The sequence below is a fragment of the Actinoplanes cyaneus genome, assembly GCF_016862095.1.
Taxonomy (GTDB): domain Bacteria; phylum Actinomycetota; class Actinomycetes; order Mycobacteriales; family Micromonosporaceae; genus Actinoplanes; species Actinoplanes cyaneus.
In genome coordinates this window covers 90,463-115,131 of sequence record NZ_BOMH01000043.1, presented here as the reverse complement: position 1 = coordinate 115,131, position 24,669 = coordinate 90,463, and the positions used below count along the sequence as shown (strand labels likewise).

Here is a 24,669-nt window from a genome sequence, read left to right as displayed (position 1 = left end):
CAGCTTAAGTTGATCTCGCGAGTAGCGCTCGGCCACCAGACTCCGGCTGCAGCGGCCCTTCAGAGACTCGCGAGCAACTCGTCCGCCGCCGCGTACGGATCGATCGCGCCGTCCGCCACCTGCGCCGCGAGCGAGGCCAGCGCCGTACCCCCGGAGAGGTCGCCGATCCTGGCCCGGAGCGTGCCCAGCGCCAGCGCGGAGATCTCCGCCGCCGCCCGCCGCTCCTGCCGGATCCGCAGCGCGCCGCTCTCGGTCATCCAGGAGCGGTGCTTCTCGATCGCGGCGACCACGTCGTCCACGCCCTCGCCCTTGACCGCGACGGCCCGGACCACCTGCGGCCGCCAGTCCCCGGCGGCCCGTTCGCCGAGCGCGAGCATCCCCTGGATGTCGCGGTACGTGTTGTCCGCTCCCGGCCGGTCCGCCTTGTTGATCACGAAGACGTCGGCGATCTCCAGCACGCCGGCCTTGACCGCCTGGATGGCGTCGCCCATCCCGGGCGCCAGCAGCACGAGGGTGGTGTCGGCCAGCGAGGCGATCTCCACCTCGGCCTGCCCGACGCCGACCGTCTCGACCAGCACCACGTCGCAGCCGGCGCCCTCGAGCACCCGGACGGCCTGCGGGGTGGCGGCGGAGAGCCCGCCGAGCTGACCGCGGCTGGACATCGAGCGGATGTAGACGCCCCGGTCCGCGGTGTGCTCCTGCATGCGGACCCGGTCGCCGAGGATTGCGCCGCCGGTGAACGGGCTGGACGGGTCCACGGCCAGCACGCCGACCCGGTGACCGGCCTGCCGCAGCGCCTTGACCAGCTCGTTCGTGGTGGTCGACTTGCCGACGCCGGGCGCGCCGGTGAGGCCGACGACCTGGGCGCGGCCGGCGTAGGGGGCCATCGTGGCGGCGACCTCGGGCAGCGCCGGGTCGCCGTTCTCCACCAGGCTGATCAGCCGGGCCACCGATCGGGGATCACCCTCCCGCGCCTTGGCGACGAGGGAGGGCACATCACGGGAACGACTCATGACGAGGCTCCGCGGGAACAGTAGGAACCAGCGGTCACGCGGGCACCTTGATGATCAGCGCGTCACCCTGACCACCGCCGCCGCACAGGCTGGCCGCGCCGGTGCCGCCGCCACGGCGCTTGAGCTCCAGCGCCAGGGTGAGCACCAGCCGGGCGCCGGACATCCCGATCGGGTGACCGAGAGCGATCGCCCCGCCGTTCACGTTGACCTTGCTCTCGTCGACCTTCAGCTCGCGCATCGACTGGATGGCGACCTGCGCGAACGCCTCGTTGATCTCGATCAGGTCGAGGTCGTCGACGGTGAGCCGGGCCTTCTGCAGGGCGTGCCGGATGGCGTTGGCCGGCTGGGACTGCAGCGAGCTGTCGGGCCCGGCCACGTTGCCGTGGGAGACGATCTCGGCGATCCAGGTGAGCCCGAGCTCCTCGGCCTTGGCCCGGCTCATCACCACGACCGCGGCGGCGCCGTCGGAGATCGGCGAGGAGCTGGCAGCGGTGATCGTGCCCTCCGGGCTGAACGCCGGGCGCAGCTTGGCCAGCGACTCGGCGGTGGTGTCCGGCCGGACGCCCTCGTCGGTGTCGATCGGGCCCGGGTTCTTCCGGTCGCCGGACGGCAGCGGCGCGATCTCCTCGGCGAACCGGCCCTCGCGCTGCGCGGCGGCGGCCCGCTGGTGGCTGAGCGCGGCGAACGCGTCCTGCTCGGCGCGGCTGATGTCCAGCCGGGCGCCGGCCTCCTCTGTGGAGGCGCCCATCGAGATGCCGGCCCACGGGTCGGTCAGCCCGTCGAGCGCCATGTGGTCCTTGACCACGGTGTCGCCGAACTTGGTGCCCCGGCGCTGGTCCATCAGCAGGTGCGGGGCGTTGGTCATGGACTCCATGCCCCCGGCGACCACGATGTCGAACTCGCCGGCCCGGATGAGCTGGTCGGCCAGCGCGATCGCGTCGAGCCCGGAGAGACACACCTTGTTGACGGTGAGCGCGGGCACGGTCATCGGGATGCCGGCCCCGACCGCCGCCTGACGGGCCGTGATCTGCCCGGCGCCGGCCTGCAGGACCTGGCCCATCACCACATACTGCACCTGGTCGGGGGCGACGCCGCCGCGCTCCAGGGCGGCGGCGATGGCGTGCGCACCGAGGGCGGTGCCGCTCAGGTGCTTGAGGTTGCCGAGCAACCGCCCCATCGGGGTGCGGGCGCCACTGATGATCACGGAGCTGGTCACTGTCACGTCCGATCTGCGACGGCGACGGGTGGGGTGGATCACCCGGCCGGGACTTAACGATGAGTCAGGTCAGAGACTAATGGCATGACTGAGCACACATCGAGTACCGGCCGTTCCGAGAATGTCACACTCGCCGGCCTCGACCTGCTACGGATCGACCACGTCGGCATCGCGGTCGCCGACCTCGACGAGGCGATCGACTTTTATCAGGAAAAGTTCGGTTTGCGGTGTGTGCATCAAGAGACCAATGACGAACAGGGGGTACGGGAGGCGATGCTCGCTGTCGGCGACGGCGCCGGGCCGCGGATCCAGCTGCTCGCCCCGGCCGGGCCCAGCTCGGCGATCGCCCGGTTCCTCGACCGCAACGGCCCCGGCCTGCAACAACTCGCCTACACGGTGGCCGACGTGGAGGCCGCCGCGACCACCCTGCGAGCCCGCGGCATGCGGCTGCTCTACGACGAGCCGAAACGGGGCACGGCCGGGTCGAGGATCAACTTCGTCCACCCCAAGGACGCCGGCGGGGTGCTGGTCGAGCTCGTCGAGCCGGCCAGGGCCGTACCCCCGGCGGGTGAATCGGCCTGACGTGAGCCCGGCCGGCTGGCAGGATCGGTGCCATTGAGCAGGTCCGACGACCCCATCGGCCGGGTGCCGATCACCCGGAGCCCCGAGTCAGCAGCTAGCGACGGGGCGAGGCGGGACACCCCGGTGAGTGACGGTCGTCCCCCGAACGGCCCCGCACCCGCCCGCGCACCAGCTCAAAGCTGATCTACATTGGGGTTCCAGGGACAGTTCGCCCTTGCATGTCCGCCCCCTTCTCGCCAGGATGGCGCAATGCCCCAGCAGCAGGATCAGCACGTTGACTTCTTCGAAACCGCGAATACCCAGCACGACTTCACTGTCGTCCTGCGTGGTTACGACCGGCAGCAGGTCGACGGCCACATCGGCCGGCTGCTGGCCGCGCTGAACCAGGCCTATCAGGCCCGCGGCGAGGCCGAGCAGCGGATGAACGACGCCCAGCGCCGGCTCCGTCAGGCCGAGCAGCGACTGAACGTGCTGGAGCAGAAACTCGCCGACAGCAACAAGTTGCTGGAGGAGAACAACCGTCCGACGCTCTCCGGGCTGGGCACCCGGGTCGAGCAGATCCTCCGGCTCGCCGAGGAGCAGGCCAACGACCACCGCAGCGAGGCCAAGCGGGAGAGTGAGGGCATCCTCTCCGCCGCGCGCCTCGAGGCACGGGAGATCACCGACAAGGCCCGCGCCGAGGCCGCCGCCATGAAGGCGACCGCCGAGCGCGAGGCCGGCCAGGTGCGCACCCACGCCGAGCGGGAGGCCGCGGAGACCCGGGTCCAGGCCCGGCGCGAGGCCGACACCCTCCGGTCGGACGCGGACCGTGAGACCAAGCAGCTGCGCACGGTCACCGCGCACGAGGTCGCCGAGCTCAAGTCGACGGTCGAGCGCGAGGTCTCCTCGCTGCGCGCGACCGCCGAGCGGGAGATCACCCAGGCCCGGGCGAAGGCCGGCCGCGAGGCCGAGGAGAAGCGCGCCGAGGCCACCAAGATGCTCGCCGACGCCCGTGACAAGCGCGACAAGGACCTGCAGGCCCTCGCGCTGGAGATCGCCGAGCGCCGGGAGAAGGCCGAGACCGAGGAGTCGCAGCGGCACGCCGCCCAGCTCCAGGCCACCCAGAAGATGGTGTCCGAGGGTGAGGAGCGGGCCCGCGCCGCGGAGGATCGCGCGAAGGAGATCGAGCAGCGCGCCGAGAGCCGCCGCATCGAGTCCGAGCGCAGCGCCGCCGAGGCCGTGGAGAAGGCCCGCGCCCTCGCCGAGAAGACCGTCTCGGAGGCGCGCTCCGAGGCCAACCGTCTGCTGAGCGAGGCCCGCACCGAGGCCGAGCTGACCACCCAGGCCGCCCGCCGCGAGGTCGAGGACCTCACCCGCCAGAAGGACGCGGTGACCAACCAGTTGGGTCAGATGCTGTCCGGCCTCTCCGGGCTGGTGCCCGGTGTGGGTGGCGCTCCGGCCGCCGCCGCGGTGGCCGCCGCCGCCGCTCCGAAGCAGGCCGAGGCCCCTGAGCCCGCCCAGCCGGCCGCGCAGGCCGAGGCCGAGTCGGACGACGAGCCGGTGGCCGCGAAGACGAATTCGTAACGATTCCGTCCCGGTCTCCCCGCTTGCGTACTCCCCGGGAGTGCGCAACGGTGGGACCGGTCGGCGGCTTTTGTGACGCAGGCCGTACCGGAGTTTCTCCGGCACGGCCTGACTCGTTTTGGCGCGTAGCCTGGGTTCCGCACGGCACCCGGTCGGACAATTCGCAACTACCCGCATAGTCCCGCTCAAGCCGGTGTGTAACGACATGCCGCAGGACTAGGCGTATGTGAGGATGGAAAGCATGTCGCACGGCGGTGAAATCTTCGGCCTTGGCGGAGACTCGGCCACCGAGCCGAGCTTCGAGACCGCTCTGCGAGGTTACGAGCGGAAGCAGGTCGAGAGATACGTCGCCCGTGCCGAGAACGAGATCGCCGCGCTGGCCGCCGAGCGCGAGCAGGCGTATTCGCAGATCCAGGCGATGGCCGCGCAGATCGAGCGGCTCCAGCAAGAGATCACCGCGGCTCGGCGGAACAACGGCATGAGCGGCGAGGTCTCCTTCCGGCACCTCGGTCCCCGGGTCGAGCAGATCCTCGCGCTCGCCGAGGAGCAGGCCGAGGTGATCAAGGCCTCGGCCACCGACGACATCGCCGGCCGGCTCGCCGAGGCGGAACGCATCCGGGCCGAGGCCGAGGCGCACGCGCACGACGCGGTCCGCGACTTCGAGGTCGCGCTGGCCGCCCGCCGCGCCGAGGAGGAGAAGGCGGACGCCGCCAAGCGCGCGGCGGCCGAGAAGGCGGTCGCCACCGCCCGGCAGACCGCCGAGCAGATCCGCACCGAGAGCGAGGCGCTGCTGGCCCGCGCCCGCGCCGAGGCACAGCACCTGGGCGACAAGGCCGCGCAGGAGGCCCAGCGGGCCCGCGCCGAGGTGGACGGTTACGTGCAGTCCACCCGGTTGCAGGCCGAGCAGGAGCTCAAGGCGCTGCGCGAGAAGACGAACCAGGAGATCACCACCCGGCGGGCGGACGCGGAGCGCGAGCAGGCCGACCTGAAGGCGGCCGTCGAGCACGAGCTGGCGCTGCGCCGGCATGCGGTGATCGAGGAGCTCGGGCAGATGCGCGCCGGTGTCGAGAAGCAGTGCGCCGACCTGCGCAGCGAGGCCGACAAGTACGCGGAGGAGGTGCTGCGCCGCTCCGACGAGCAGGCCACCGCCACCCGCAAGGAGCTCACCGCCCAGCAGGAGAAGATCGCCCAGGCCGGCCGCGACCTGGAAACCGCCCAGGCCGAGATCGTCGCCGCCGGGCAGCGCCTGACCACCGCGCAGGAGCAGGCCCTGGCCGCGGAGAAGGAGACCGAGCGCGTCGAGCGGGAGCTGGCCGAGACGACCTCGCGGCTGGAGGCCGAGCTCAAGCGGGTGGAGGAGGCGAAGCGGGCCGGTGAGGCCGCCGAGCGGCACGCCGCCGAGGTGCGGGCCCAGGTGCAGCGGGAGGCCAAGCGGGTGGCCGAGCTGGCCGCCGCCGCGGTGCTGGCCGCCGCCGCCTCCCCGGAGGAGCCCGAGCCGGAGCCGGAACCCGAGCCGGCCAAGGCCACCGGTCATGCCGCGGTCGAACCGGCCAAGGCCACCGGTCATGCCGCGGTCGAGCCGGGCAAGGCCACCGGCCACGCCGCGGTCGAGTTGAACGAGAAGCCGGCCCAGCCCGCCAAGGTGACCGCCTCGGCCAAGGTGACGGTGCCGCAGGCGAGCCGGGTGCCTGCCGACGCGGAGTGACAGCGGCTGGCGGTCGTCGCGGCACAGCGATAACGTCCGGGTCTTCACGTTCCGCTGTGGAGGTCCCGCATGTCATCCGAGCCCGCGCAGGCATCGGCCGCCGAGCCTGAGCCGGCGCCACCCGAGCCGGACCGGAAGCCCGAGCCGGACGGGACGCCCGAGGTGCACAAGGGCCGGTTCGGCGCTCCCGGCCAGCCACTGAACCGGCGCAGCCCATTCCTGTTCGGCTTCATGTTCGGGCTGGGCGTCCTGGTGGCGTACGCGCTGTTCCTGGGTGTCCGGAACGCCGCCTCGATCCTGGTGCTGATCTTCATCGCGCTGTTCCTGGCGATCGGCCTGAACCCCGCGGTGGTCCGGCTGCACCGCTGGGGTCTGCCCCGCGGGGTGGCCGTCGCGATCGTGGCGCTGCTGGTGGTGGCGCTGCTGGCGGGCGGCATCGTCGCGCTGATCCCGCCGCTGGTGACGCAGACCACCGAGCTGGTCAACAACGCGCCCGGCACGATCGAGAACCTGCGCCGCAGCGAGACCGTCAACGAGCTGGTCCAGCGCTACGACATCGTGAACAAGGTGCAGAGCGCGGTGAACGCCGGCACGATCGGCAACGCGCTGGGCGGGGTGGTCGGCGGCGCCAAGCTGATCTTCGGGACGATCTTCAACGTCCTGACGGTCCTGGTGCTGACGATCTACTTCATGGCGTCCTTCGAGCGGATCAAGAAGGCCGGCTACTCGCTGGTCCCCTCCACTCGGCGCGATCGGGTGCGGCTGCTCACCGACGAGATCCTGACCAAGGTCGGCGCGTACATGGTCGGGGCCATCTCGATCGCGGTGCTGGCCGGCCTGAGCACGTTCGTGGCGGCGATGCTGCTCGGCCTGCCGTACCCGTTCGCGCTGGCGGTGGTCGTCGCCGTCTGCGACCTGATCCCGCAGATCGGCGCCACGATCGGCGCTGTCGTCGTCAGCCTCGTCGGGTTCGCCTCGTCCCCCACCGACGGCATCGTCTGCATCGTGTTCTTCATCGTCTACCAGCAGATCGAGAACTACCTGATCTACCCCGGCGTGATGCGCCGCTCGGTCAAGGTCAGCGACGTGGCGGCGGTCGTGGCGGCACTGCTCGGCGTGGCCCTCTTCGGCGTGGTGGGCGCCCTCGTCGCGATCCCGATGGTCGCCGCCATCCAGCTGCTCATGCGCGAGGTCATGGTCCCCAGCATGGATCAGAGATAGATCAACCCCATCTTCCCGTACGACGATGGGACTGCCCGTCCGCAGGCGACGCGCCAAGTCCCGCCCGTGCACACGCGAGGCCGTGGCCACCCCCGGCCTTGCCGCGACTCACGGTTCCGGCTGGTTCTCATGGGCGTTATTCGTGCCTCATAACGCCCATGAGAACCAGCCGGGACAGGGCGGCGCGCCACGGCCCGGTGTGGCCACGGCCTCGCGGCGCGGGGACGCAGTCCCTCGCGCGACGCCGGACTCCCGCGCGGCACGGCCTCGCGGCGCGGGGACGCAGTCCCTCGCGCAACCCCGACTCCCGCGCGGCGCGGCACCGTCCGCTGCTGCCGCCTAGTGGCTGGCTCTCAGGGGTGTTTCGCGCGCTTGAAGCACCCCTGAGAGCCAGCCGGGACCGTGGGTCGCGGCCGGGCCTGGTGTGGCTACGGGCTCGCGGGCGTACGGGCAATCAGTCCTTGAGGGGTTTGGGCACGTCGACGTCGGCGAAGGCGGCCACCGTGCGATCCGCGTAGGCGTTCATGTCGCCGGTCTCCATCGGGCCGTCCCACGTGCGCGGCAGCGGCGTCGGCACCGACGGCGCGACCCGCTTCACGATCTCATCGAGCACCTTCTCCGCGTCGCCGACCCAGAGGTGCTTGGCGCCGGGCATCGGGACGACCTCGGCCTGCGGGATCGCGGCGAACCGGGAGGCGGCCTCCTCGGGGCGCAGGTAGTCGTCGAACTCGGGGATGAGTGCGGTCAGCGGTTTCCCGTCGGCGGCCCACGCGGCCAGGTGCGACGGCTGGGAGAAGCGCAGCGGCGGGGAGATCAGGACCGCGCCGGCGACCGCGGGCTCCAGCCCGTACATCAGGGTGAGGTCGGTGCCGAAGGACCAGCCGACGAGCCAGAGGTGCGGCAGGTCGGCGAACTCCGCGTACTCGATGGCGGCGGCGACGTCGAACCGCTCGTCGACGCCGGAGGCGAACGTGCCGCCGCTGGTGCCGCGGACGCTGCTGGTGCCGCGGGTGTTGAAGCGCAGCACGGCGAGCCCGGCCAGGGCGGGGAGCCGCCAGGCTGCCTTGCGGAAGACGTGGCTGTCCATCATCCCGCCGTGGGTGGGCAGCGGGTGCAGGCAGACGAGGGTCGCCACCGGCGCGCGGTCCAGCGGCACGGCAAGCTCGCCGACGAGGGTGACGCCGTCGGCGGTGTGCAGCTCGATGTCCTCGCGCTTGGCGGGCAGGATCGAGTTGGCACGGATGTGGTTGCTCATAGGACGAGTTTCACCCATAGCGGGGGGCGTTGCGCGAGCGCTCCACTCCCGGGCCGCGGCGGTCCCGGGCTCGCCAGCAGCCGGTGTGCCAGTGCCGCCGGTCCGCGCCGTCGCCGAGGTCGTCGGCCGGCCACGCCACGACGTGCGCGACGCCGGGCCGGATGTCCTGCATGCAGCCCGGGCACAGGTACGTCTTCACGGCCGCGGCCCCGAAGATGTTGCGCACCATCCACTCGCCGTCCCGCCATTGCTGGACGCGCTGCTCGGTGATGCCGGGACGGTCCCGGTCCGGCTCTTCGGCCGGGGGCCGGCGGGGGCGGTTACGGCGGGGGCTCACAAGGTTAAGAGTACGTAGTGACTCATCGGTAACATTCGGCCTAGACTCCCGGCATGACGGCGACTCACGTTCCCGGCCTGCCCGTGATCGAGGACGGCCAGCTGATCTCCACGAATCCGGCGAGCGGCGCGGAGGCCGGTCGCGTGCCGGCCGCCGACGAGAAAGCGGTGGTCGCCGCCGTCGAGCGCGCCAAGGTGGCCGCCGCCTGGTGGCAGGGCCTGGGCTGGGAGGGCCGCAAGACGCGGCTGTTGCGCTGGCGCACCCTGCTCGTCGAGCGGATCGAGGAGCTGGCCGAGCTCACCAAGCTGGAGACCGGCAAGCCGATCAACGACGGGATCATCGAGGTGACCGCCGCCGTCGAGCACCTGGACTGGGCCGCCCGGCACGCCAAGCGGGTGCTCGGCCCGCGCCGGATGCGCACCCGCCTGCTGCTCGCCGAGCACGTCGGTCACCTGGAGTACCAGCCGTTCGGCGTGGTCGGCGTGATAGGCCCGTGGAACTATCCGATCGTCACCCCGATCGGCCCGATCTCGGGCGCGCTGGCGGCCGGCAACGCTGTCGTCTTCAAGCCCAGTGAGTACACGCCGGTCGTCGGTCAGTGGCTCGTCGACTCGTTCGCCCAGGTCGTCCCGGAGCAGCCGGTGCTGCAGGCGGTGCACGGGCTCGGTGACGTCGGCGGCGCGCTGTGCCGTTCCGGGGTGGGCAAGGTGAGCTTCACCGGCTCGACCGCGACCGGCAAGAAGGTGATGGCCGCCTGCGCGGAGAACCTGGTGCCCGTCGTGATCGAGGCCGGCGGCAAGGACGCGCTGATCGTGGACGCCGACGCGGACGTGCGCGCGGCGGCCGAGGCCGCGGTCTGGGGCGCGATGACCAATGCCGGTCAGACCTGCATCGGGATCGAGCGGGTCTACGCGGTCGAGCCGGTCTACGACCGGTTCGTCGAGGCCGTCGTGGAGAAGGCCGGCAAGCTGCGCACGGGCGAGGAGATCGGCCCGATCACCATGCCGAAGCAGCTCGACATCATCCGCGACCACATCGAGGACGCGCTGGCCAAGGGCGGTCGTGCGGTGCTGGGCGGCGCCGGGGCGGTGCAGGCTCCCTACGTCGCGCCGACGGTGCTGGTCGACGTCCCGGAGGACTCGTCGGAGATCCGTGAGGAGACGTTTGGGCCGACGCTGACGATCACCAGGGTCCGCGACGCCGACGAGGCCATCCAGAAGGCCAACGATTCGCCGTACGGCCTGGGTGGCTCGGTCTTCGGCAAGAAGAACGCGATCCGCATCGCGCGGCGGCTGCGCTCCGGCATGGTCGCCGTCAACGGGACCCTGACGTTCGTCGGGATGGGCAACCTGCCGTTCGGTGGGGTGGGCGAGTCCGGGTTCGGGCGCATCCACGGCGAGGACGGGCTGCGCGAGTTCGCCCGGGCCAAGGCGATCACGGTACGCCGGGCGAAGTCCCTGCTCCCCGCGATGACCTTCGAGCGCACGCCGGCCCAGGTGAAGCAGATCGTCAAGGCCCTGCGGTTGCTGTACGGCCGTAAACCGTAGGCTGTGCGGGTGGCTGACCACCCCGCGGTTGAGGTAAGCGATCTCTCGGTGAGCTACGGCTCCGTCCCGGTCCTGGCCGGGGTGGCGCTGACCGTCCCGGCCGGCACCGGCGTCTGTGTGACCGGGGAGAACGGCATCGGCAAGTCCACCCTGCTGCGCTGTGTCAGCGGCCTGCAGCGCCCGGACGACGGCCGGATCCGGGTCTTCGGCGCGAACCCCGGCTCGAGTCCCGAGTTCTGGGCCGCTGTCGTCACCACCGTCGAGCCGCCGACCTGGTACCCGGGGCTGACCACCCGCGAGCACGCCGAGCTGATCTGCCGCGCGCACGGGCAGGACCCGGACGAGGCCGGCGTCGACGAGGCGCTCGACCGGTTCGGGCTGACCGGGCACGCCGACGCGATCCCGCCGTCGCTCTCGTCGGGGCAGAAGCAGCGGCTCACGCTGGCGCTGGCCCTGATCCGGCCCAGTTCGCTGCTCATCCTCGACGAGCCGGAGCAGCGCCTCGACCCGGAGGGCCGGGCCTCGGTCGCCGCGATGCTGGTGGACTACCTGGCGGGCGGCGGGTCGCTGCTGATGGCCAGCCACGACGACAAGTTCTCGGTGGCCTCCGGCGCGGAGCTCACGACGATGGAGTCCCTGGTCCCGTGACCGTCATCGTGCCGCTGCGGCCGGTCCGCCGCTGGATCCACCAGCGCCAGGTGTCCCACCGGGAACGCGCCGCGACGCTGGGCAACCTCTACGTCGCGGCGCTGCTGATCGCGGTGGTCGGCGCGATGACGCACGAGCAGCTCGCCAAGATCTTCTGGCCGTCCAGGCCCGACCTCGGCGCGCTGCCGGCCCTCGCGCTGAGCCTGCTCGGCGCCGGTTTCCTGCTCCGGACGATGCGGGCGGTCGGGCCGGTCACGCTGGGGCGGCCCGCGGCGTACTTCCTGCTCACCGCCCCGGTCAGCCGTCGCCGTCTGCTGCTGCCGTCACTGCGGCTGGCCGCGCTGGCGGCCGCGTCCGTCGCCGCGCTGATCGCCACCGCGATCGCCGGGCACGCCGCCCCGCACGCTCTCGCCGGGCCGCTGATCGCCGCCGGGACGCTGCTCGGGGCCGGGCTGCTGCTGGTCGCCGTCGTCGCGCAGCGGGTGCGCGTCTGGGCCACGGTCACCGATCGGCTGGCGACCCTGGTCGCGGCCGCCGGCCTGATCCTGCTGGTCGTCGACAACCTTGCGATCGGCGACCCGCCCGCGATCGACGGGTGGCCGTCCCGGTCCGCTCTGCTCAGCGTGGTCCTGGCCCTCGCGGTCGCCGTCGGTGCCGGGACTGCTCTGGTCGTACGGGATCTGGCCCGCACCCCGGACGACCGCATCCTGGAGGCCGCGAAGACCACCGGCACCATCTTCGACACCGCGTTCGGGATGGAGCCCTCGTTCGTCACCGACATGGTGGCCCGGCGTTACTGGACCAGCCGGCGGCTGACCAGCGCCCGCCCGCCGGCCCGGCTCCCCGTCCTGACCGGCCAGGACTTCCTGATGGTGCGCCGCCGGCTCCCCCGGCTCCTGTGGCTGCTGGCGGCCACCCCGATCCCGCTGCTGCTCACCGCCGCGCCGCCGTGGGCCGCCGCGCTCGCGGTCCTGGCCGGCGCGATGATCGCCGGCGGCACCACGACCAGGACCGTCAACACCGACGCCGGGAACCCGGTCCTGCTGCGCCTGCTCGCGATCAGCTCCCGGCAGGCCCTCCTGCAGCGGCTGTGGATCCCCGGCGCGCTGGCCTTCGCCTGGTCCCTGATCGCGCTGCTCCTGATGCAGCTCGCCGGTGACCTGCCGGCCGGCCCGTGGCCGCTGCTCAGCGTCCCGGTCGGCGTGGTGGGCGGGCTGGCCGCGGTTCGCCGGGCCCGGGCCGGTTTCGTCCGCAACGACCTGCTGCCGCTGGACACCCCGATGGGGACCGTCTCGACCGGTCCGCTGGTCTACGCGTTCGCCGGCCCGGACGCCCTGATCCTGGGCATCCCGGCGCTGATCGCGATCAGTCAGGGCACCGCGCTGACGTGGACGTTGCTGCTCTTCCAGACGGCGCTGGCCCTGATCGGCGCCCGCGCCTACCTGGCCGGCACCACCGACCCCGAACGCGTCGAGCTTCAGTCCTGACCCGACCACCTCAGGGAGCCTGCCATGGCACCGGAACCGACTCCGGAGGAGAACGCGCTGCTCGTCCACGGCTTGGGCCAGGTCGGCGCGACGGCCGGCCACGGCAGCGGCTGGGGCGCCCGGCTGGCCGCCAAGCTGCTGCCGGCCGACGTCTTCGAGACCGAGGTGACCTTGCCGTTGTCCGCAGCCGAGGCCGAGGCGCTGGTGCGGGCGTTGCTCGGCGTTCCGGCCGGGCCGTTGCGCACCATGGTCGCCGCCGGCGCGATGGGCCTCAACCCGGCCGTCGTCACGGCGACGCTCGCCGCGGCCGGGCCGGCCTCGACCACCGTCCACCTTCGCGGGGTGGCCAAGGAGGGCCTGATCAAGCAGCGCGCCGGGCGGGAGGCCGCACAGCGTGTCGCCGACCAGCTCGCCGCCGTGATCTGAGCGGCTCGCGGCCGGCGCCGCGGAGGTCCTAGAAGAGGGTGAGCTCGTCGCGCTCCATGCCGCGGAGCTTGTCGTAGTCGACGACCACGCAGCGGATGCCGCGGTCGGTGGCGAGCACGCGCGCCTGCGGCTTGATCTCCTGGGCCGCGAACACGCCCTTGACCGGGGACAGCAGCGGGTCGCGATTCATCAGTTCGAGGTAGCGGGTGAGCTGCTCGACGCCGTCGATCTCGCCGCGGCGTTTGACCTCGACGGCGACCGAGGCGCCGGTCGCGTCCTTCAGGAGCAGGTCGACCGGGCCGATCGCGGTCATGAACTCGCGGCGGACCAGGGTGTACCCCTCGCCGAAGGTCTCCGGGTGCTCCGCGAGCAACTCCTGCAGATGTGCCTCGACACCGTCCTTGACCAGGCCGGGGTCCACTCCCAACTCGTACGAGTAATCCTGGAAGATCTCCTCGAGAGTGATCCGCAGCTCCTCGCCGGCCTTGTTCACCACCTTCCACACGCCCGGCGCCTCCTGCAGCTTGCAGGGCGGGCTCATCCAGTTCAGCGGCTTGTAGGCACGGTCGTCGGCGTGGATCGACACCGAGCCGTCGGCTTTCACCATGAGCAGCCGGGTGGCGAGCGGAAGATGAGCGGAGAGCCGTCCGACGTAGTCGACGGAGCATTTCGCGATGACCAGACGCACCGGACGACACTATCCGACGGCCCGGAACGAAAATGTCGCACGCCGGTGCCATGCTGACTTCGTGTTAGAAGCATTGACCGGCACCGGTCTCGCGGCATCCGCCGGACTGAATGCCTACATCCCCCTGCTGACCATGGCGCTGCTGGCCCGTTACACCGATGCCATCGACCTGCCGCAGAGCTGGTCCTGGGTCACCAACGGCTGGACCATCCTGATCCTGGCCGTCCTGCTGGCGATCGAGGTGGTGGCCGACAAGGTGCCGGTGGTCGACCATGTCAACGACGTGGTCCAGACCTTCGTCCGGCCGACCGCCGGTGGCCTGGTGTTCGGCGCCGGCTCCGCCTCGCAGACGGTGACCGTCTCCGACCCGGGCACGTTCTTCAGCTCGCACCAGTGGGTCCCGGTCGTGACCGGGACGCTGATCGCCCTCTGTGTCCACGGGGTGAAAGCCGCGTCCCGCCCGGTGGTCAATGTCACCACCGCCGGTTTCGGGGCCCCGGTGGCGAGCACGGTCGAGGACATCAGCAGTGTGCTCCTCTCCGTGCTGGCGATTCTTCTTCCGATTCTGGTTCTCGTCGGGCTGGTTCTGCTGGTCTGGGCCTCGGTCTGGGTCTTCCAGCGCCGCCGGCGCCGCAAGGAGGCGAAGCCGGCGGGTGTCGAAACGCGTCGACTGTTTGGTTGACTCTGCGGGTGCTCGCGATCGCCGTCCCCGCCTTCACCCTCACCTGGTGGCTCGCCGGGTATCTGATCGGCCGTGATCCGGGGCGGCCGGCGTTGCGCTGGGCGAGCGCAGGCCTGGTGGCGTACGCGTTCGCGGTGGCCGCCTGGACCACGGCGCCCGGCTCCCGGACAGCGGAGATCCTGATCTGCCTCCCGGCCCTGGCCTGGGCCGGGAGCGTGGTCGCGCTCCTGCCGCTGACGCCGCCGGAGCGCCGCCCGATCGACATCGGCGCCGTGGTGCTCGGGGTCAGCTTCCAGCTGATGGTGGTGGCGCTTCCCGGCGCCGGGAAGCTGGTCGTGCTCACCCCGTTGGTCGGCGCGCTGATCCTGCTCTGGAGAAGCCATGACCAGGTGGTTCCGCGGAGTCTGCCGCTCGCGCTGAGTCTCATCGCCGCGCTGTACGCCGCGAGCCTCGCCCTCGTCCTGGTCCCGCTCGACACCGGCGGCCCGGCTCCGGCGCTCGCCGCGAACGGGCTCGACCTGCTGGTCTTCGGCTATCTGATCGCGGTCGCGCACGCCATGGCCGCCGGCGAGCGGCTCCGGCCGGACCTGCGGCGCTCGCTGGTCGCCGCGCTCGGCGTGCTGGTGCTCCTCGGCGCCCCGGCCGTGCTCACCCTCTACGAGATCCGTGGCAACGACTTGGTGACCACGCTGCAGTTCGTCCCGCTGGCGGTGGTGGCGACCGCGGCCGGCCTGACCGGGCGGCTGAGCCGGCTGATCGACGGGATCGCGCTGGCCGGTGAGACCCGGCTGCGCCACGAGCGGGCCACCCTGTTCCTGAACGCGGACGCGCTGCTGCGCCTGCGGGAGCGCCGCCGGCTGGCCGAGGTGGGCGAGCCGGAGTTCCTGCGGCTGACGCGGCGGGCGCTGGACGACTTCAACGATCTGAACCGGCTGTCGCGCAGCCCGCTGACCGATCTGCCGATGGTGGCGCGCCGGGTCGCGGGCCGTGGCGACGACCAGCCGCGGGCCCGGGCCCGGGAGTTGCGGGCGGTGCTGCGCGAGGCGGTGTCGGGGTTGCGGCCGGCCGGCCCGTTCGGCACCACCGAGGACTGGCGGTACTACAGCACGCTGCAGTTCTGCGGGGTGCTCGGGCTCAATCCGTACTCGCGCCGGCAGCGGCTGGACGGGTTGAGCCGGGAGGCGCGGATGGCCGTCGACTGGTTCCGGCGCAACGTTCCGCGCGACACCATGCGGCAGTGGCATCGGGAGGCCGCGATGGTCGTGGCAGGCCGCCTGTGGGCAGAGGCCTTTTCGAGCGACAGATCCCGACACGCAACGTCTAATCCGTCATAATGGTGGAAAATCGCTAAAATCCCCCCACATGGATTCCGGGGGGTCGCGTGGTCAGTAACCGCAACGCGCTGGTCGCCGTGGTCCGGCAGGAACTTGCCGAGGCCCGCGGCTCCGCGCGGGCGTTGCTGGCCGCCGCCGAGTCGGCCCGGGGCGAGGCACAGAACCGGCGCCGCCTGGTCCGGGACGCGTACGCCACCTGCCTGAGCCAGCTCACCGCCGCCCGCGAGGCCGCCCGCAACGACGTGCAGCGGCGCTTCCAGAGCGAGGCCACCCGGCTCGCCGGGCACCTGCGCGGCCTGGCCACCTCCAGCGCCACCGGCGCGGCCGGCGCCCCCTGGCGGCTGTGGTCGCCGAGCGAGCCGGACCCGGGCACCCGCCCCGGCCTGCTGCGGATCGGTTCGATCACGTTCGAGGAGACCGCCGCGCTGCCGGCGCTGATCCCCCTGCTGGACGCCGTGCACCTGCACGTCTCCGGGCCGTCCCCGCAGGTCGACGACCTGATCACCGGGGTGCTGCTGCGGGCGCTGGGCAGCATCCGGGCCGCCGACGTGCACCTGACCGTCTACGACCCGGAGAACCTGGGCGGGACGCTCGCGCCGTTCGCGCCGCTGAACCCGACGTTCGTCGGGCCGGGCGGGCTCGGGTCGCTCCTCGACGACCTGGCCGACCACATCTGCCGGGTCAACGAGTCGCTGGGCGGGCAGTACCCGTCGATCGCCGAGCTGGCCGCCGCCCGCCCCGGCCCCCGGCCCGAGCCGTGGAAGCTGGTCGTGCTGCTCGCCGACCGGGCCACCTCGGTGGAGATGACGACCGCTCAGCGGGCGCAGCTGGACCGGATCGTGCGTACCGGGGTGGCCTGCGGGGTGCACCTGGTCGTGCGCGGGCTGGCGCTGGAGGACGACCCGACCGTCGAGCGGATCGTGGTCCGCGACCAGACCGCCACCTGTGACTCGCTCGGCACGCTGGAGATCAAGCTCGACCCGCCGCCCCCGCCGGAGCGGATCGCCGCGTTCTGCCGGACCACCGCCGAGCGGCTGCAGGCCGGCCCGGACCCGGCCCGGCTCGCCGACCTCGAGCCGGCCGAGTACTGGTCGGAGTCCTCGATCCACGGCCTGGTCGCGCCGATCGGCGACAGCACCGACGGCTCGCTGGTCGAGGTGCCGCTCGGCGACGACCCGCCGCACGCGCTGATCGGCGGGCCGTCCGGCTCCGGCAAGACCAACCTGATCTACACCTGGCTCGGCTCGCTGGCCACCCGGTACGGCCCCGAGGAGCTGGCGCTCTACCTGCTGGACTTCAAGGAGGGCGTGTCCTTCGCCCGCTACGTCCCCGGCCCGCGCGACCCCGGCTGGCTCCCGCAGGTGCGGCTGGCCGGCATCAACGTCAACGGCGACCGCGAGTTCGGCCTGGCCATGCTCCGGCACCTCGGCGAGGAGCTGCGGCTGCGGGCGCAGGCGGCGAAACGCTACGACGCCGGCAAGCTCGCCGAGCTGCGCGCCGAGGACCCGGGCGGGCACTGGCCGCGGATCGTCGCGGTGATCGACGAGTTCCAGGTGCTGCTGGACGGGCGGGACGCGGTCGCCGACGAGGCCGTCACGCTGCTCGAGGACCTCGCCCGGCGGGGCCGCTCCCAGGGCATCCACCTGATCCTGGCCTCCCAGGACGTGGCCGGCATCCAGGCCCTGTGGGGTCGCGCCGGGCTGATCGCGCAGTTCACCCTCCGGATCGCCCTCCCCAAGGCGCGCCGGATCCTCGCCGACGACAACCTGGCCGCCGCGGTCATCCCGCGCTTTCACGCGGTGGTCAACACCGAGTCCGGGATGTCCGGGGCGAACCGGATCGTGCGCCTGCCCGACGCCGGCGACCGGAACGTGTGGCGCGGGGTGCAGCGCCGGCTGTGGCGGGACCGGCCGGCCGGCTGCGAGCCACCCCGGCTCTTCGACGGCGACGCGGTGCCCCGGCTGCCGGAGTCGCTGCGCCCGTCCGGACGGCTGCCGTCCACCGTCGACGAGGTCGGGTCCTCCCCCGGCGCGGTCCTCGGCGAGCGCATCGACGTGGCCGCCCAGCCCGCCCGGCTGCGGCTCGGACGGATGCCGGGGCGCAATCTCGCGGTGCTCGGAACCCGTACCGGGGAAGCCTGTGATGTCCTCTCGGCCGCGGCGTTGAGCCTGGCCGCGCAGGGACCGGCGCACTTCAGCGTGCTGTGCCTGGACGCCGCGGCGGGACCGGCCGCCGCCCGGCTCTTCGCCGAGCTGCCGTCGGCGGACTGGTACGACGCCGGGGACGTCCGCTTCGACCTGGGTCCTCGCGACGTCCCGCACTACGTCATCGGCTTCGCCCTGGACGCCGCCCGGGATCCCGGCCTCAAGAAGCTGTTGTCCGACGGGCCGGAGCAGCGGACCCACGTGCTCGGCTGGTGGCGTTCCGTGCCGCGGCTGCGCGACGACCTGGGCGGCATCGGCGCCCGGTTCGACACCATCGGCGCGTGGGTGGCGCTCGACGTGCAGGGCGCCGACCTGGCCCCGCTCCACCCCCGGCCCGGGGGTCCGGTCTGGTATCCGCGGCCCCGGCGAGCGTTGTTCTTCGATCGCTCGGTGCACCGCACACCCGAGATCATCATCCCGTACGAGGTGAACAGTGACCACACGTGACCGGCAGCCACCCTCCCGCGACTACCAGTTGATGGTGAGCGCCCTGGCCGAGGTGACCCGGCGGCGCGACGCCGAGCTCGACGACGCGGAACAGGCCTACCAGGACAATGCCGCCCGGGCCGCCGGTGAGCTGGCCCGCGCGGAGAACGACGCGCTCGCCGCGGACCGCTGGGCCGGTGCCGCCGCCGCGCAGGTCCTCGACGTGGACCGGGAGGCCGCGCGGCTCTGGGACCAGCTGCGGCGCGCCCGCGGGCTGCGGATGCGGGCGCTGGGCGAGATGCCCGACCCCGCGCCGATCGAGGCGTTGCCACGGGTCGCGCTGCAACGCGGGCCCACCTCCGACGAGCTGGTCGTGACCGGACACGGCCGGCAGTCGCCGCGCGCGCTGCTGGCCCGCGCCGCCGATCGGATCGACGACCGGGTCCGGCCCGGTGGCCGTCGCCTCCTGCCACGCTGGGCCCTCGCGCTGCTCCCGCTGATCGGCGCGCTCGCGTCGACCCTGGCCGGCCTGGTCGCGGCGGGGCTGGTCACTTTCGGTCACACGGCCGTGTTCGGGGGCCTGCTGATCCGCGGCATCGGGTGGCTCACGTTCATCATCGCGCCGTCCGCCGGCGTTCCGGCCGCGGCGTACCTCGCCCACCGGCGCCTGCACGCCCGCCTCGACGTCGGCGGGATCGGTCTCACGCTGCTGGGCGGGATGGTCGCGGCCACCTTCCTCTCGCTCTCCTTCGCCACCCGGTGACCCTTCGCGCGTACGTCGTGAGCCCGGTCCCGTGACGCTCCCGCGCGACCTCCGCCGTGCCGGGGCCGGCGGCGCGCTCCCGCACCGGGCTGGTTCTGGTGGGCGTTATTCGTGCCTCATAACGCCCACCAGAACCAGCCGGACAGCCCGCGCCGCCCGCGCTCACGCCCGCAGCGCCCACGCCAGACCCGCACGCGCTCACGCCGGCAGGATCGCGCGCTCACACCGGTCGCGCCCACGCCAGCCCCGCTCGCTCACGCCAGCCCCGCGCGCGCTCACGCCCGCAGCGCGCGTCCAGGTGCCAGCTGGTCCTCATGGGCGTTATGAGGCACGAATAACGCCCATGACAACCAGCCGGGAAGCGGGAGGCGCGCGGCGGGCTCGAGCGGCGGCGAGCTGGCGTGGGGTGCCACGGGACCGGGCTCACGGCGTACCGGATCAGGGTCGTGAAAAACGAGAGCCCCGGCAGCGGGCCGGGGCACTCAAGATGATCGGGAGCGGTCAGTAGCTGTAGAAGCCCTTGCCGGTCTTGCGGCCGAGGTCGCCGGCGGTGACCATGCGCTGCAGCAGCTCCGGCGGGAAGAACTTCTCGTCCTGGGTGTCGCGGTAGATGTTCCCCGCGGCGTTGAGCATGACGTCGAGACCGGTCAGGTCGACAGTGGCGAGCGGGCCCATGGCGTGCCCGAAGCCCAGCTTCATGACCGTGTCCAGGTCGGCGGCGGAGACGACGCCGGACTCGACGAGCTTGATCGCCTCGACGAGCAGCGCCGAGAAGAGCCGGTTGGAGACGAAGCCGGCGACGTCGCGCTTGACCTCGACGCAGGTCTTGCCGACCTCCTCGGCGAAGTTGCGTGCCGCGGCGACGGTCTCGTCCGACGTCTGGTAGCCGCGGACGAGCTCGACCAGCTTCATCATCGGGACGGGCGAGAAGAAGTGGATGCCGACCACCGACTCGGGCCGCGAGGTGATCGCGGCGATCTGGGTGATCGGGATGGCCGACGTGTTCGTGCCGAGGATCGCGCCGGCCTTGCAGATCTTGTCGAGCTGCTTGAAGACGTCGTGCTTCGCCTCGACCTTCTCGAAGATCGCCTCGACGACGACGTCGGCCTCGGCCACCGCGTCCAGGTCGGTGGTCGGGGTGATCCGCTGCAGGGTCGCCTCGACGTCCCCCTCGGCGATCTTGCCCTTGGCGGCGAACCGGGCCAGCGAGTCGCGGATCGCGCCGAGACCGCGCTTGAGCGAGGCGTCGTCGACGTCCCGCATCGTGACCTGCCACCCGGCCTGCGCCGACACCTGTGCGATGCCGGAGCCCATCAGTCCGGACCCGATGACCGCGAGACGACCCGCCATGCTCACTCCTTTGTCAGATGGGGCCACAGTGTAGCGGGGTTACTTAACGGAAACTTAGGCCCCCGGTGCGGACTTCGATGTTCCCGTTCGGGGCAATTCGCCAAAAACCCGCTCAGTGCGGTGCCAGACTGTGCGCATGGCCACGAGCGACGGCTGGTACCTCATCGGACCATTGATCGCCGTCGGTCTGGTCGGCTTTCTGGGCGCCGTCTTCTGGCGCATGGGCCTGCAACCCACCGGCCCCGTCGACGGTTACGCGGACGGCCTCGCGATCTTCGGGGAGCGAGGCGAGCAGGAGGACTACGGGCTCCTGTCGCCGGCCGCGGTCACCGACGAGCCGGAGGTCGCCGACGAGATCCGGCGGTTGCTCTCGTCCGCCGGCATCCGTGCCACGAGCGCGATCCGCCGGGACGGGCGGGTCTGCGTGCTGGTCTTCGCCGAGGAGGTGGAGGAGGCGCGACGCCTGGTCGGCTCCTCCTAGACGGTGCCCTGCCGAGAACCTAGAAGTCGAAGGTCGGCTCCGGCACGTCGGTCCGCTCCACCTCGACACCCAGGCGCGCCAGGTCGGCGACGAAGTCCGGGTAGCCCCGATCGATGTGGTGCACCTCGCCGACCTCGGTCACCCCGTCCGCGCACAGCCCGGCGATGACCAGGCCCGCCCCGGCCCGGATGTCGGTGGCCCGCACCGGGGCGCCGGACAACCTGTCCCGCCCGTTGACGACAGCGTGGTGACCGTCGGTGCGGATGTCCGCGCCGAGCCGGACCATCTCGTTCACGAACATGAACCGGCCGTCGAAGATGTTCTCGGTGATCAGCGACGGGCCCTCGGCCACCGAGGCGAGACCGATCGCCATCGGCAGCAGGTCGGTGGCGAAACCCGGGTACGGCAGGGTGACGATGTCGACGTGCTTGGGCCGCTCGGTCATCCGCACCCGGAACCGGTTGTCGCCCGGCTCGATCGTCGCGCCCGCCGACACCAGCTTGTCCAGCGCGATGTCGAGGAACTCGGGACGTACGCCGTGGATCGTGACGTCACCACGGGTCATCGCGGCACCGTACGCCCAGGTGCCACCGACGATCCGGTCACCGATCGTGGTGTGCCGCACCGGCTTGAGCGGCCCGTCCACCCCCTCGATGATCAGCGTCGACGTGCCGGCGCCCTCGATCCGCGCGCCCATCGCCGTGAGCATCTCGCAGATGTCGACGATCTCCGGCTCGCGGGCGGCGTTGTCGATCTCCGTGATCCCCTTGGCCAGGACGGCCGCCATCAGCAGGTTCTCGGTGGCGCCGACGCTCGGGAAGTCCAGCCAGATCTTGGAGCCGCGCAGACCGGCCGGCGCCGAGGCGATCACGAAGCCGTGCTCGTTGGAGATCTCCGCGCCCATCCGGGCCAGGCCGGAGACGTGCATGTCCAGGCCCCGGGAGCCGATCATGTCGCCGCCGGGGAGCGCCACCCGCACGTAACCGCGGCGGGCCAGCAGCGGCCCGAGCACGCAGATCGACGCGCGCAGCCGCCGGACCAGGTCGTAATCCGCCTCGGCGCCCGGCTCCAGCGGCACGTCGATGATCGCCTCGGTGCCGTCCAGCACGACGTCGCAGCCCAGCCGGCGCAGCACCTCGGCCATGATCGCGATGTCGGTGATCCGCGGGACGTTGGAGACCACGCTGCGGCCCTCGCCGAGCAGCGCGACCGCCATCAGCTTGAGCGCCGAGTTCTTCGCGCCACCGACCGCGACGTCACCGGTGAGCGGAGCCCCGCCCTTGACCCTGATCACATCCACGCGGGCCATCGTATGGTCCGGATCCCACCGCGACTGCATAGGGTGGCTGCATGGCTGTTCATCTCACCCGTATCTACACCCGGACCGGCGACGCCGGGCAGACCCGCCTGGTCAACAACGAGGTGGCGGCGAAGACCGATCCCCGCATCGCGGCCTACGCCGACGCCGACGAATGCAACGCGGCTCTGGGCGTCGCTCTGGCTCTCGGTTCACTTCCCGATGACGTACGGGCGGTGCTGGGCCGCATCCAGAACGACCTCTTCGACCTCGGGGCGGATCTCGGGAACCCGCTCGACGAGAACCCGCCGTACCCGCCGCTGCGGATCACCGAGGAGTATGTGACCCGTCTCGAGGGCTGGTGCGACGAGTTCAACGAGCGCCTGGCCGCGCTGGACAGTTTCATCCTGCCGGGTGGCACCCCGGGGGCGGCGCTGCTGCACGTCGCGCGGACCGTCGCGCGGCGGGCCGAGCGGTCGGCGTGGGCGCTGATCGAGGCCGACCCGGAGCGCACGCCCGTGCTCCCGGCGAAGTACCTGAACCGGCTCTCCGACCTGCTCTTCATCCTGTCCCGGGTGGCGAACCCGGACGGCGACGTGAAGTGGGTGCCCGGCGGGTCCCGCTGACCGCCGCGCCTACCCGGGAGGGACCTGGAGCTCTCCGTCGATCGTGGTGACCGCGTAACCGCCGAGCAGGGTGCGGTCACCCCGGAGGGCGACCTTGACCAGGCCCCCGCGGGCCGACGCCTGATATCCCGTCAGTTCGTTCCGGCCCAGCCGCGCGGTCCAGAAGGGCGTCAGCGCGGTGTGGGCGGAACCGGTCACCGGATCCTCGGCCACCCCGACCGCCGGGGCGAAGAACCGGGAGACGAAGTCGTATCCGGCCGCCGGGTCACCGGCCGCGGCGGTGACGAGCACGCCGCGCCGGGTCAGCTCGGCGAGCGCGCCCAGGTCCGGGGTCAGCCCGCGGACCGTCTTCTCGTCCGCGGCCTCGACCAGCACGTCGTCGGTGATCGGCCCGGTCCAGTGGGTGGCCACCACGTCGGTGCCCAGGGCCACGACCAGCGCCGGGTCCACGTCGAGCGGGCTCAGCGGCGAGGCCGGGAAGTCGAGCGTGATCAGCCCGTCCTCGCCCACCTCCGCGGTGAGGATGCCACTGCGGACGGTCCGGAACCGGACGCGGCCGGAGATCAGGCCGGCCCGGTGCAGCACGTGCGCGCTGGCGAGAGTGGCGTGGCCGCAGAGGGCGACCTCGGCCGCCGGGGTGAACCAGCGCAGCGCCCAGTCCGCGTCGCCGCCGGCGGGCAGGCGGTGCAGGAAGGCGGTCTCGGAGTGGTTGACCTCGACGGCGATCCGCTGCATCCAGTCGTCGGCCGGGAACGTGTCCCCGTCGAGGATCAGGACGCCGGCCGGGTTCCCGGCGAAGGGGCGGTCGGTGAAGGCGTCGACGATTCGAATCCGCATGACCCCGACGCTAGGCGGCCGTGCGGTCACGTGCGACGGCCAATCCCGAACAGGTGGTGCGGCTCGCGCACGAGGGCGACGCGCACCGGCGGAGTGAGCCGCGGATCAGCTCACGACCTGACGCAGCTCAGCTCACGAACTGGTGCGGCTCAGCTCTCCAGCCGGCGCGGGCCGAAGATCGAACGACCCGGGACGCTGCCCGGATCCCGCGGCGGGCCGGCCTCGAGCCAGGAGAGGAAGCCGGTCACCGTGGTCTCGGCCATGGCGATCTCCAGCTCGGTGTCACCCGTCGCGCAGCGCAGCACCACCCAGTGACCGGGCATGGTCAGCCGCTCCGGCCCGGTCGGCAGCCGCCGCTCGGCAATCGTCAGGAGCCGCCGGTCGAGCACCCGCTTGGGACGGACCGCCAGGCTGAACATCTTGTGGAAGCGGAGCTCGTCACCGACGAACTGGCCCAGCCCGGGCGACCACCCGCGGCCCGGCACCATCGTGCTGGTGCGGACCTGCAATCGGATGGTGCCGCCGCCCAGCATGAGCAGGCGGCGGCGGAAGAAGATGGCGAAGAGAAGTGCGAGCAGCGCGACGACGCAGATTCCGAAGACTTCCAGAACCCGCATCGGCGGCGTCAGTGCTGCTCGGGAGTGGCCGGCGTGGCGCTCTCGGCGAGCACCGTGACACCGTTCGCGTCGATCGAGAGGAAGCCCCCCGCGACGTCGTAGGTCAGCTGCTCGCCACCGGCGAGTTTCACCCGGACCTGGGACGGCTCCTTGAGCAGGCCGAGCAGCGGAGAGTGGCCCGGCAGCACACCGATCTCACCCTCGGTGGTGCGCGCGACGAGCATCTCGGCCTCACCGACCCAGACCTTCTCCTCGACGGCGACGACCTCGACGTGAAGCTGGTTGGCCACGCTGTCTCCCTCTGACGCTGCGAACCGAATGGGTGAAAGTCTAATCGGCGCCCGCCCCGGCCGTTCGCCCGGGG

24 protein-coding genes are annotated in these 24,669 nt (G+C 72.2%); 14 read left to right on the top strand and 10 right to left on the bottom strand.

The features are described 5' to 3' along the window. Window positions 1–59: 59 nt before the first annotated feature. Both meaB and Acy02nite_RS29495 read right to left on the bottom strand, forming a co-directional pair. Window positions 60–1,013, bottom strand: coding sequence for a methylmalonyl Co-A mutase-associated GTPase MeaB (meaB, locus tag Acy02nite_RS29500; RefSeq protein ID WP_203746670.1), 954 nt, complete (start codon window positions 1,011–1,013; stop codon window positions 60–62). Between the two features lie 34 nt (window positions 1,014–1,047). Continuing rightward, entirely contained in the window at window positions 1,048–2,229 is a 1,182-nt protein-coding gene (locus Acy02nite_RS29495) for an acetyl-CoA C-acetyltransferase (RefSeq protein WP_203746668.1), read from the bottom strand. Between the two features lie 84 nt (window positions 2,230–2,313). Between Acy02nite_RS29495 and mce the strand changes: the two genes are divergently transcribed. The 4 genes from mce (at window position 2,314) to Acy02nite_RS29475 (ending at window position 7,300) form a co-directional block, all read left to right on the top strand. Continuing rightward, on the top strand, window positions 2,314–2,811 hold the full coding sequence (gene mce / locus Acy02nite_RS29490) for a methylmalonyl-CoA epimerase (RefSeq protein ID WP_203746666.1): 498 nt from the start codon (window positions 2,314–2,316) through the stop codon (window positions 2,809–2,811). A 249-nt stretch (window positions 2,812–3,060) separates the two neighbouring features. Next, entirely contained in the window at window positions 3,061–4,374 is a 1,314-nt protein-coding gene (locus Acy02nite_RS29485; protein ID WP_203746657.1) for a coiled-coil domain-containing protein, read from the top strand. A gap of 241 nt (window positions 4,375–4,615) precedes the next feature. Next, complete coding sequence (locus Acy02nite_RS29480; protein WP_203746655.1) at window positions 4,616–6,079, top strand: Laminin subunit beta-1; 1,464 nt, start codon at window positions 4,616–4,618, stop codon at window positions 6,077–6,079. 69 nt (window positions 6,080–6,148) lie between these two features. After that, a complete protein-coding gene (locus Acy02nite_RS29475) occupies window positions 6,149–7,300 on the top strand; it encodes an AI-2E family transporter (RefSeq protein ID WP_203746653.1) in 1,152 nt (383 codons plus the stop codon). 454 nt (window positions 7,301–7,754) lie between these two features. Here the strand turns inward: Acy02nite_RS29475 and Acy02nite_RS29470 are convergent, their stop codons facing one another. Continuing rightward, window positions 7,755–8,555: an alpha/beta hydrolase gene (locus Acy02nite_RS29470; RefSeq protein WP_203746651.1), complete on the bottom strand. Its 801-nt coding sequence runs from the start codon at window positions 8,553–8,555 to the stop codon at window positions 7,755–7,757. A 10-nt stretch (window positions 8,556–8,565) separates the two neighbouring features. Beyond that, window positions 8,566–8,892 carry an Rv1322 family protein gene (locus tag Acy02nite_RS29465; RefSeq protein WP_203746649.1) on the bottom strand — a complete coding sequence of 109 codons (327 nt, stop codon included), beginning with the start codon at window positions 8,890–8,892 and terminating at the stop codon, window positions 8,566–8,568. Between the two features lie 53 nt (window positions 8,893–8,945). On the opposite strand from Acy02nite_RS29465, the gene Acy02nite_RS29460 reads away from it, so the two are divergent. Genes Acy02nite_RS29460 through Acy02nite_RS29445 form a run of 4 tightly spaced genes read left to right on the top strand, consistent with a single transcriptional unit; the run spans window position 8,946 to window position 13,000 of the window. Then, on the top strand, window positions 8,946–10,439 hold the full coding sequence (locus Acy02nite_RS29460; RefSeq protein ID WP_203746647.1) for an aldehyde dehydrogenase family protein: 1,494 nt from the start codon (window positions 8,946–8,948) through the stop codon (window positions 10,437–10,439). A 9-nt stretch (window positions 10,440–10,448) separates the two neighbouring features. After that, window positions 10,449–11,087: an ABC transporter ATP-binding protein gene (locus tag Acy02nite_RS29455; protein WP_203746645.1), complete on the top strand. Its 639-nt coding sequence runs from the start codon at window positions 10,449–10,451 to the stop codon at window positions 11,085–11,087. Further along, window positions 11,084–12,574 (top strand): DUF6297 family protein, encoded by a 1,491-nt coding sequence (locus Acy02nite_RS29450; protein ID WP_203746637.1) that lies wholly within the window; start codon window positions 11,084–11,086, stop codon window positions 12,572–12,574. The genes Acy02nite_RS29455 and Acy02nite_RS29450 overlap by 4 nt, the downstream gene beginning before the upstream one ends. Window positions 12,575–12,598: 24 nt before the next feature. Further along, window positions 12,599–13,000 (top strand): hypothetical protein, encoded by a 402-nt coding sequence (locus Acy02nite_RS29445; RefSeq protein ID WP_203746635.1) that lies wholly within the window; start codon window positions 12,599–12,601, stop codon window positions 12,998–13,000. 28 nt (window positions 13,001–13,028) lie between these two features. On the opposite strand, the gene nucS is transcribed toward Acy02nite_RS29445, so the two are convergent. Beyond that, entirely contained in the window at window positions 13,029–13,688 is a 660-nt protein-coding gene (gene nucS / locus Acy02nite_RS29440) for an endonuclease NucS (RefSeq protein WP_203746633.1), read from the bottom strand. A gap of 61 nt (window positions 13,689–13,749) precedes the next feature. On the opposite strand from nucS, the gene Acy02nite_RS29435 reads away from it, so the two are divergent. The 4 genes from Acy02nite_RS29435 to Acy02nite_RS29420 are packed head-to-tail and all read left to right on the top strand — an operon-like array spanning window position 13,750 to window position 19,097. Continuing rightward, entirely contained in the window at window positions 13,750–14,370 is a 621-nt protein-coding gene (locus Acy02nite_RS29435) for a DUF4126 domain-containing protein (RefSeq protein WP_203746631.1), read from the top strand. Next, complete coding sequence (locus tag Acy02nite_RS29430; RefSeq protein ID WP_203746629.1) at window positions 14,367–15,704, top strand: hypothetical protein; 1,338 nt, start codon at window positions 14,367–14,369, stop codon at window positions 15,702–15,704. Before Acy02nite_RS29435 ends, Acy02nite_RS29430 begins: the two co-directional genes overlap by 4 nt. A gap of 47 nt (window positions 15,705–15,751) precedes the next feature. Further along, complete coding sequence (locus Acy02nite_RS29425; protein WP_203746627.1) at window positions 15,752–18,355, top strand: FtsK/SpoIIIE domain-containing protein; 2,604 nt, start codon at window positions 15,752–15,754, stop codon at window positions 18,353–18,355. Then, entirely contained in the window at window positions 18,342–19,097 is a 756-nt protein-coding gene (locus Acy02nite_RS29420; RefSeq protein WP_203746625.1) for a hypothetical protein, read from the top strand. Before Acy02nite_RS29425 ends, Acy02nite_RS29420 begins: the two co-directional genes overlap by 14 nt. Before the next feature lie 501 nt (window positions 19,098–19,598). Here Acy02nite_RS29420 and Acy02nite_RS29415 read toward each other — a convergent pair. Then, window positions 19,599–20,447: a 3-hydroxyacyl-CoA dehydrogenase family protein gene (locus Acy02nite_RS29415; RefSeq protein ID WP_203746623.1), complete on the bottom strand. Its 849-nt coding sequence runs from the start codon at window positions 20,445–20,447 to the stop codon at window positions 19,599–19,601. 136 nt (window positions 20,448–20,583) lie between these two features. On the opposite strand from Acy02nite_RS29415, the gene Acy02nite_RS29410 reads away from it, so the two are divergent. After that, window positions 20,584–20,928, top strand: coding sequence for a hypothetical protein (locus Acy02nite_RS29410; protein ID WP_203746621.1), 345 nt, complete (start codon window positions 20,584–20,586; stop codon window positions 20,926–20,928). Between the two features lie 19 nt (window positions 20,929–20,947). On the opposite strand, the gene murA is transcribed toward Acy02nite_RS29410, so the two are convergent. Beyond that, window positions 20,948–22,237: a UDP-N-acetylglucosamine 1-carboxyvinyltransferase gene (gene murA / locus Acy02nite_RS29405; RefSeq protein WP_203746619.1), complete on the bottom strand. Its 1,290-nt coding sequence runs from the start codon at window positions 22,235–22,237 to the stop codon at window positions 20,948–20,950. 41 nt (window positions 22,238–22,278) lie between these two features. Between murA and Acy02nite_RS29400 the strand changes: the two genes are divergently transcribed. Further along, window positions 22,279–22,851 carry a cob(I)yrinic acid a,c-diamide adenosyltransferase gene (locus Acy02nite_RS29400; RefSeq protein ID WP_203746611.1) on the top strand — a complete coding sequence of 191 codons (573 nt, stop codon included), beginning with the start codon at window positions 22,279–22,281 and terminating at the stop codon, window positions 22,849–22,851. A gap of 9 nt (window positions 22,852–22,860) precedes the next feature. Here Acy02nite_RS29400 and Acy02nite_RS29395 read toward each other — a convergent pair whose 3' ends face one another. From Acy02nite_RS29395 to Acy02nite_RS29385, 3 genes are all read right to left on the bottom strand, one after another. After that, a complete protein-coding gene (locus tag Acy02nite_RS29395) occupies window positions 22,861–23,688 on the bottom strand; it encodes a PhzF family phenazine biosynthesis protein (RefSeq protein ID WP_203746604.1) in 828 nt (275 codons plus the stop codon). 149 nt (window positions 23,689–23,837) lie between these two features. Then, a complete protein-coding gene (locus Acy02nite_RS29390; protein WP_203746603.1) occupies window positions 23,838–24,305 on the bottom strand; it encodes a DUF2550 domain-containing protein in 468 nt (155 codons plus the stop codon). An 8-nt stretch (window positions 24,306–24,313) separates the two neighbouring features. Then, window positions 24,314–24,595: a F0F1 ATP synthase subunit epsilon gene (locus Acy02nite_RS29385; protein ID WP_203746602.1), complete on the bottom strand. Its 282-nt coding sequence runs from the start codon at window positions 24,593–24,595 to the stop codon at window positions 24,314–24,316. Window positions 24,596–24,669: the final 74 nt, after the last annotated feature.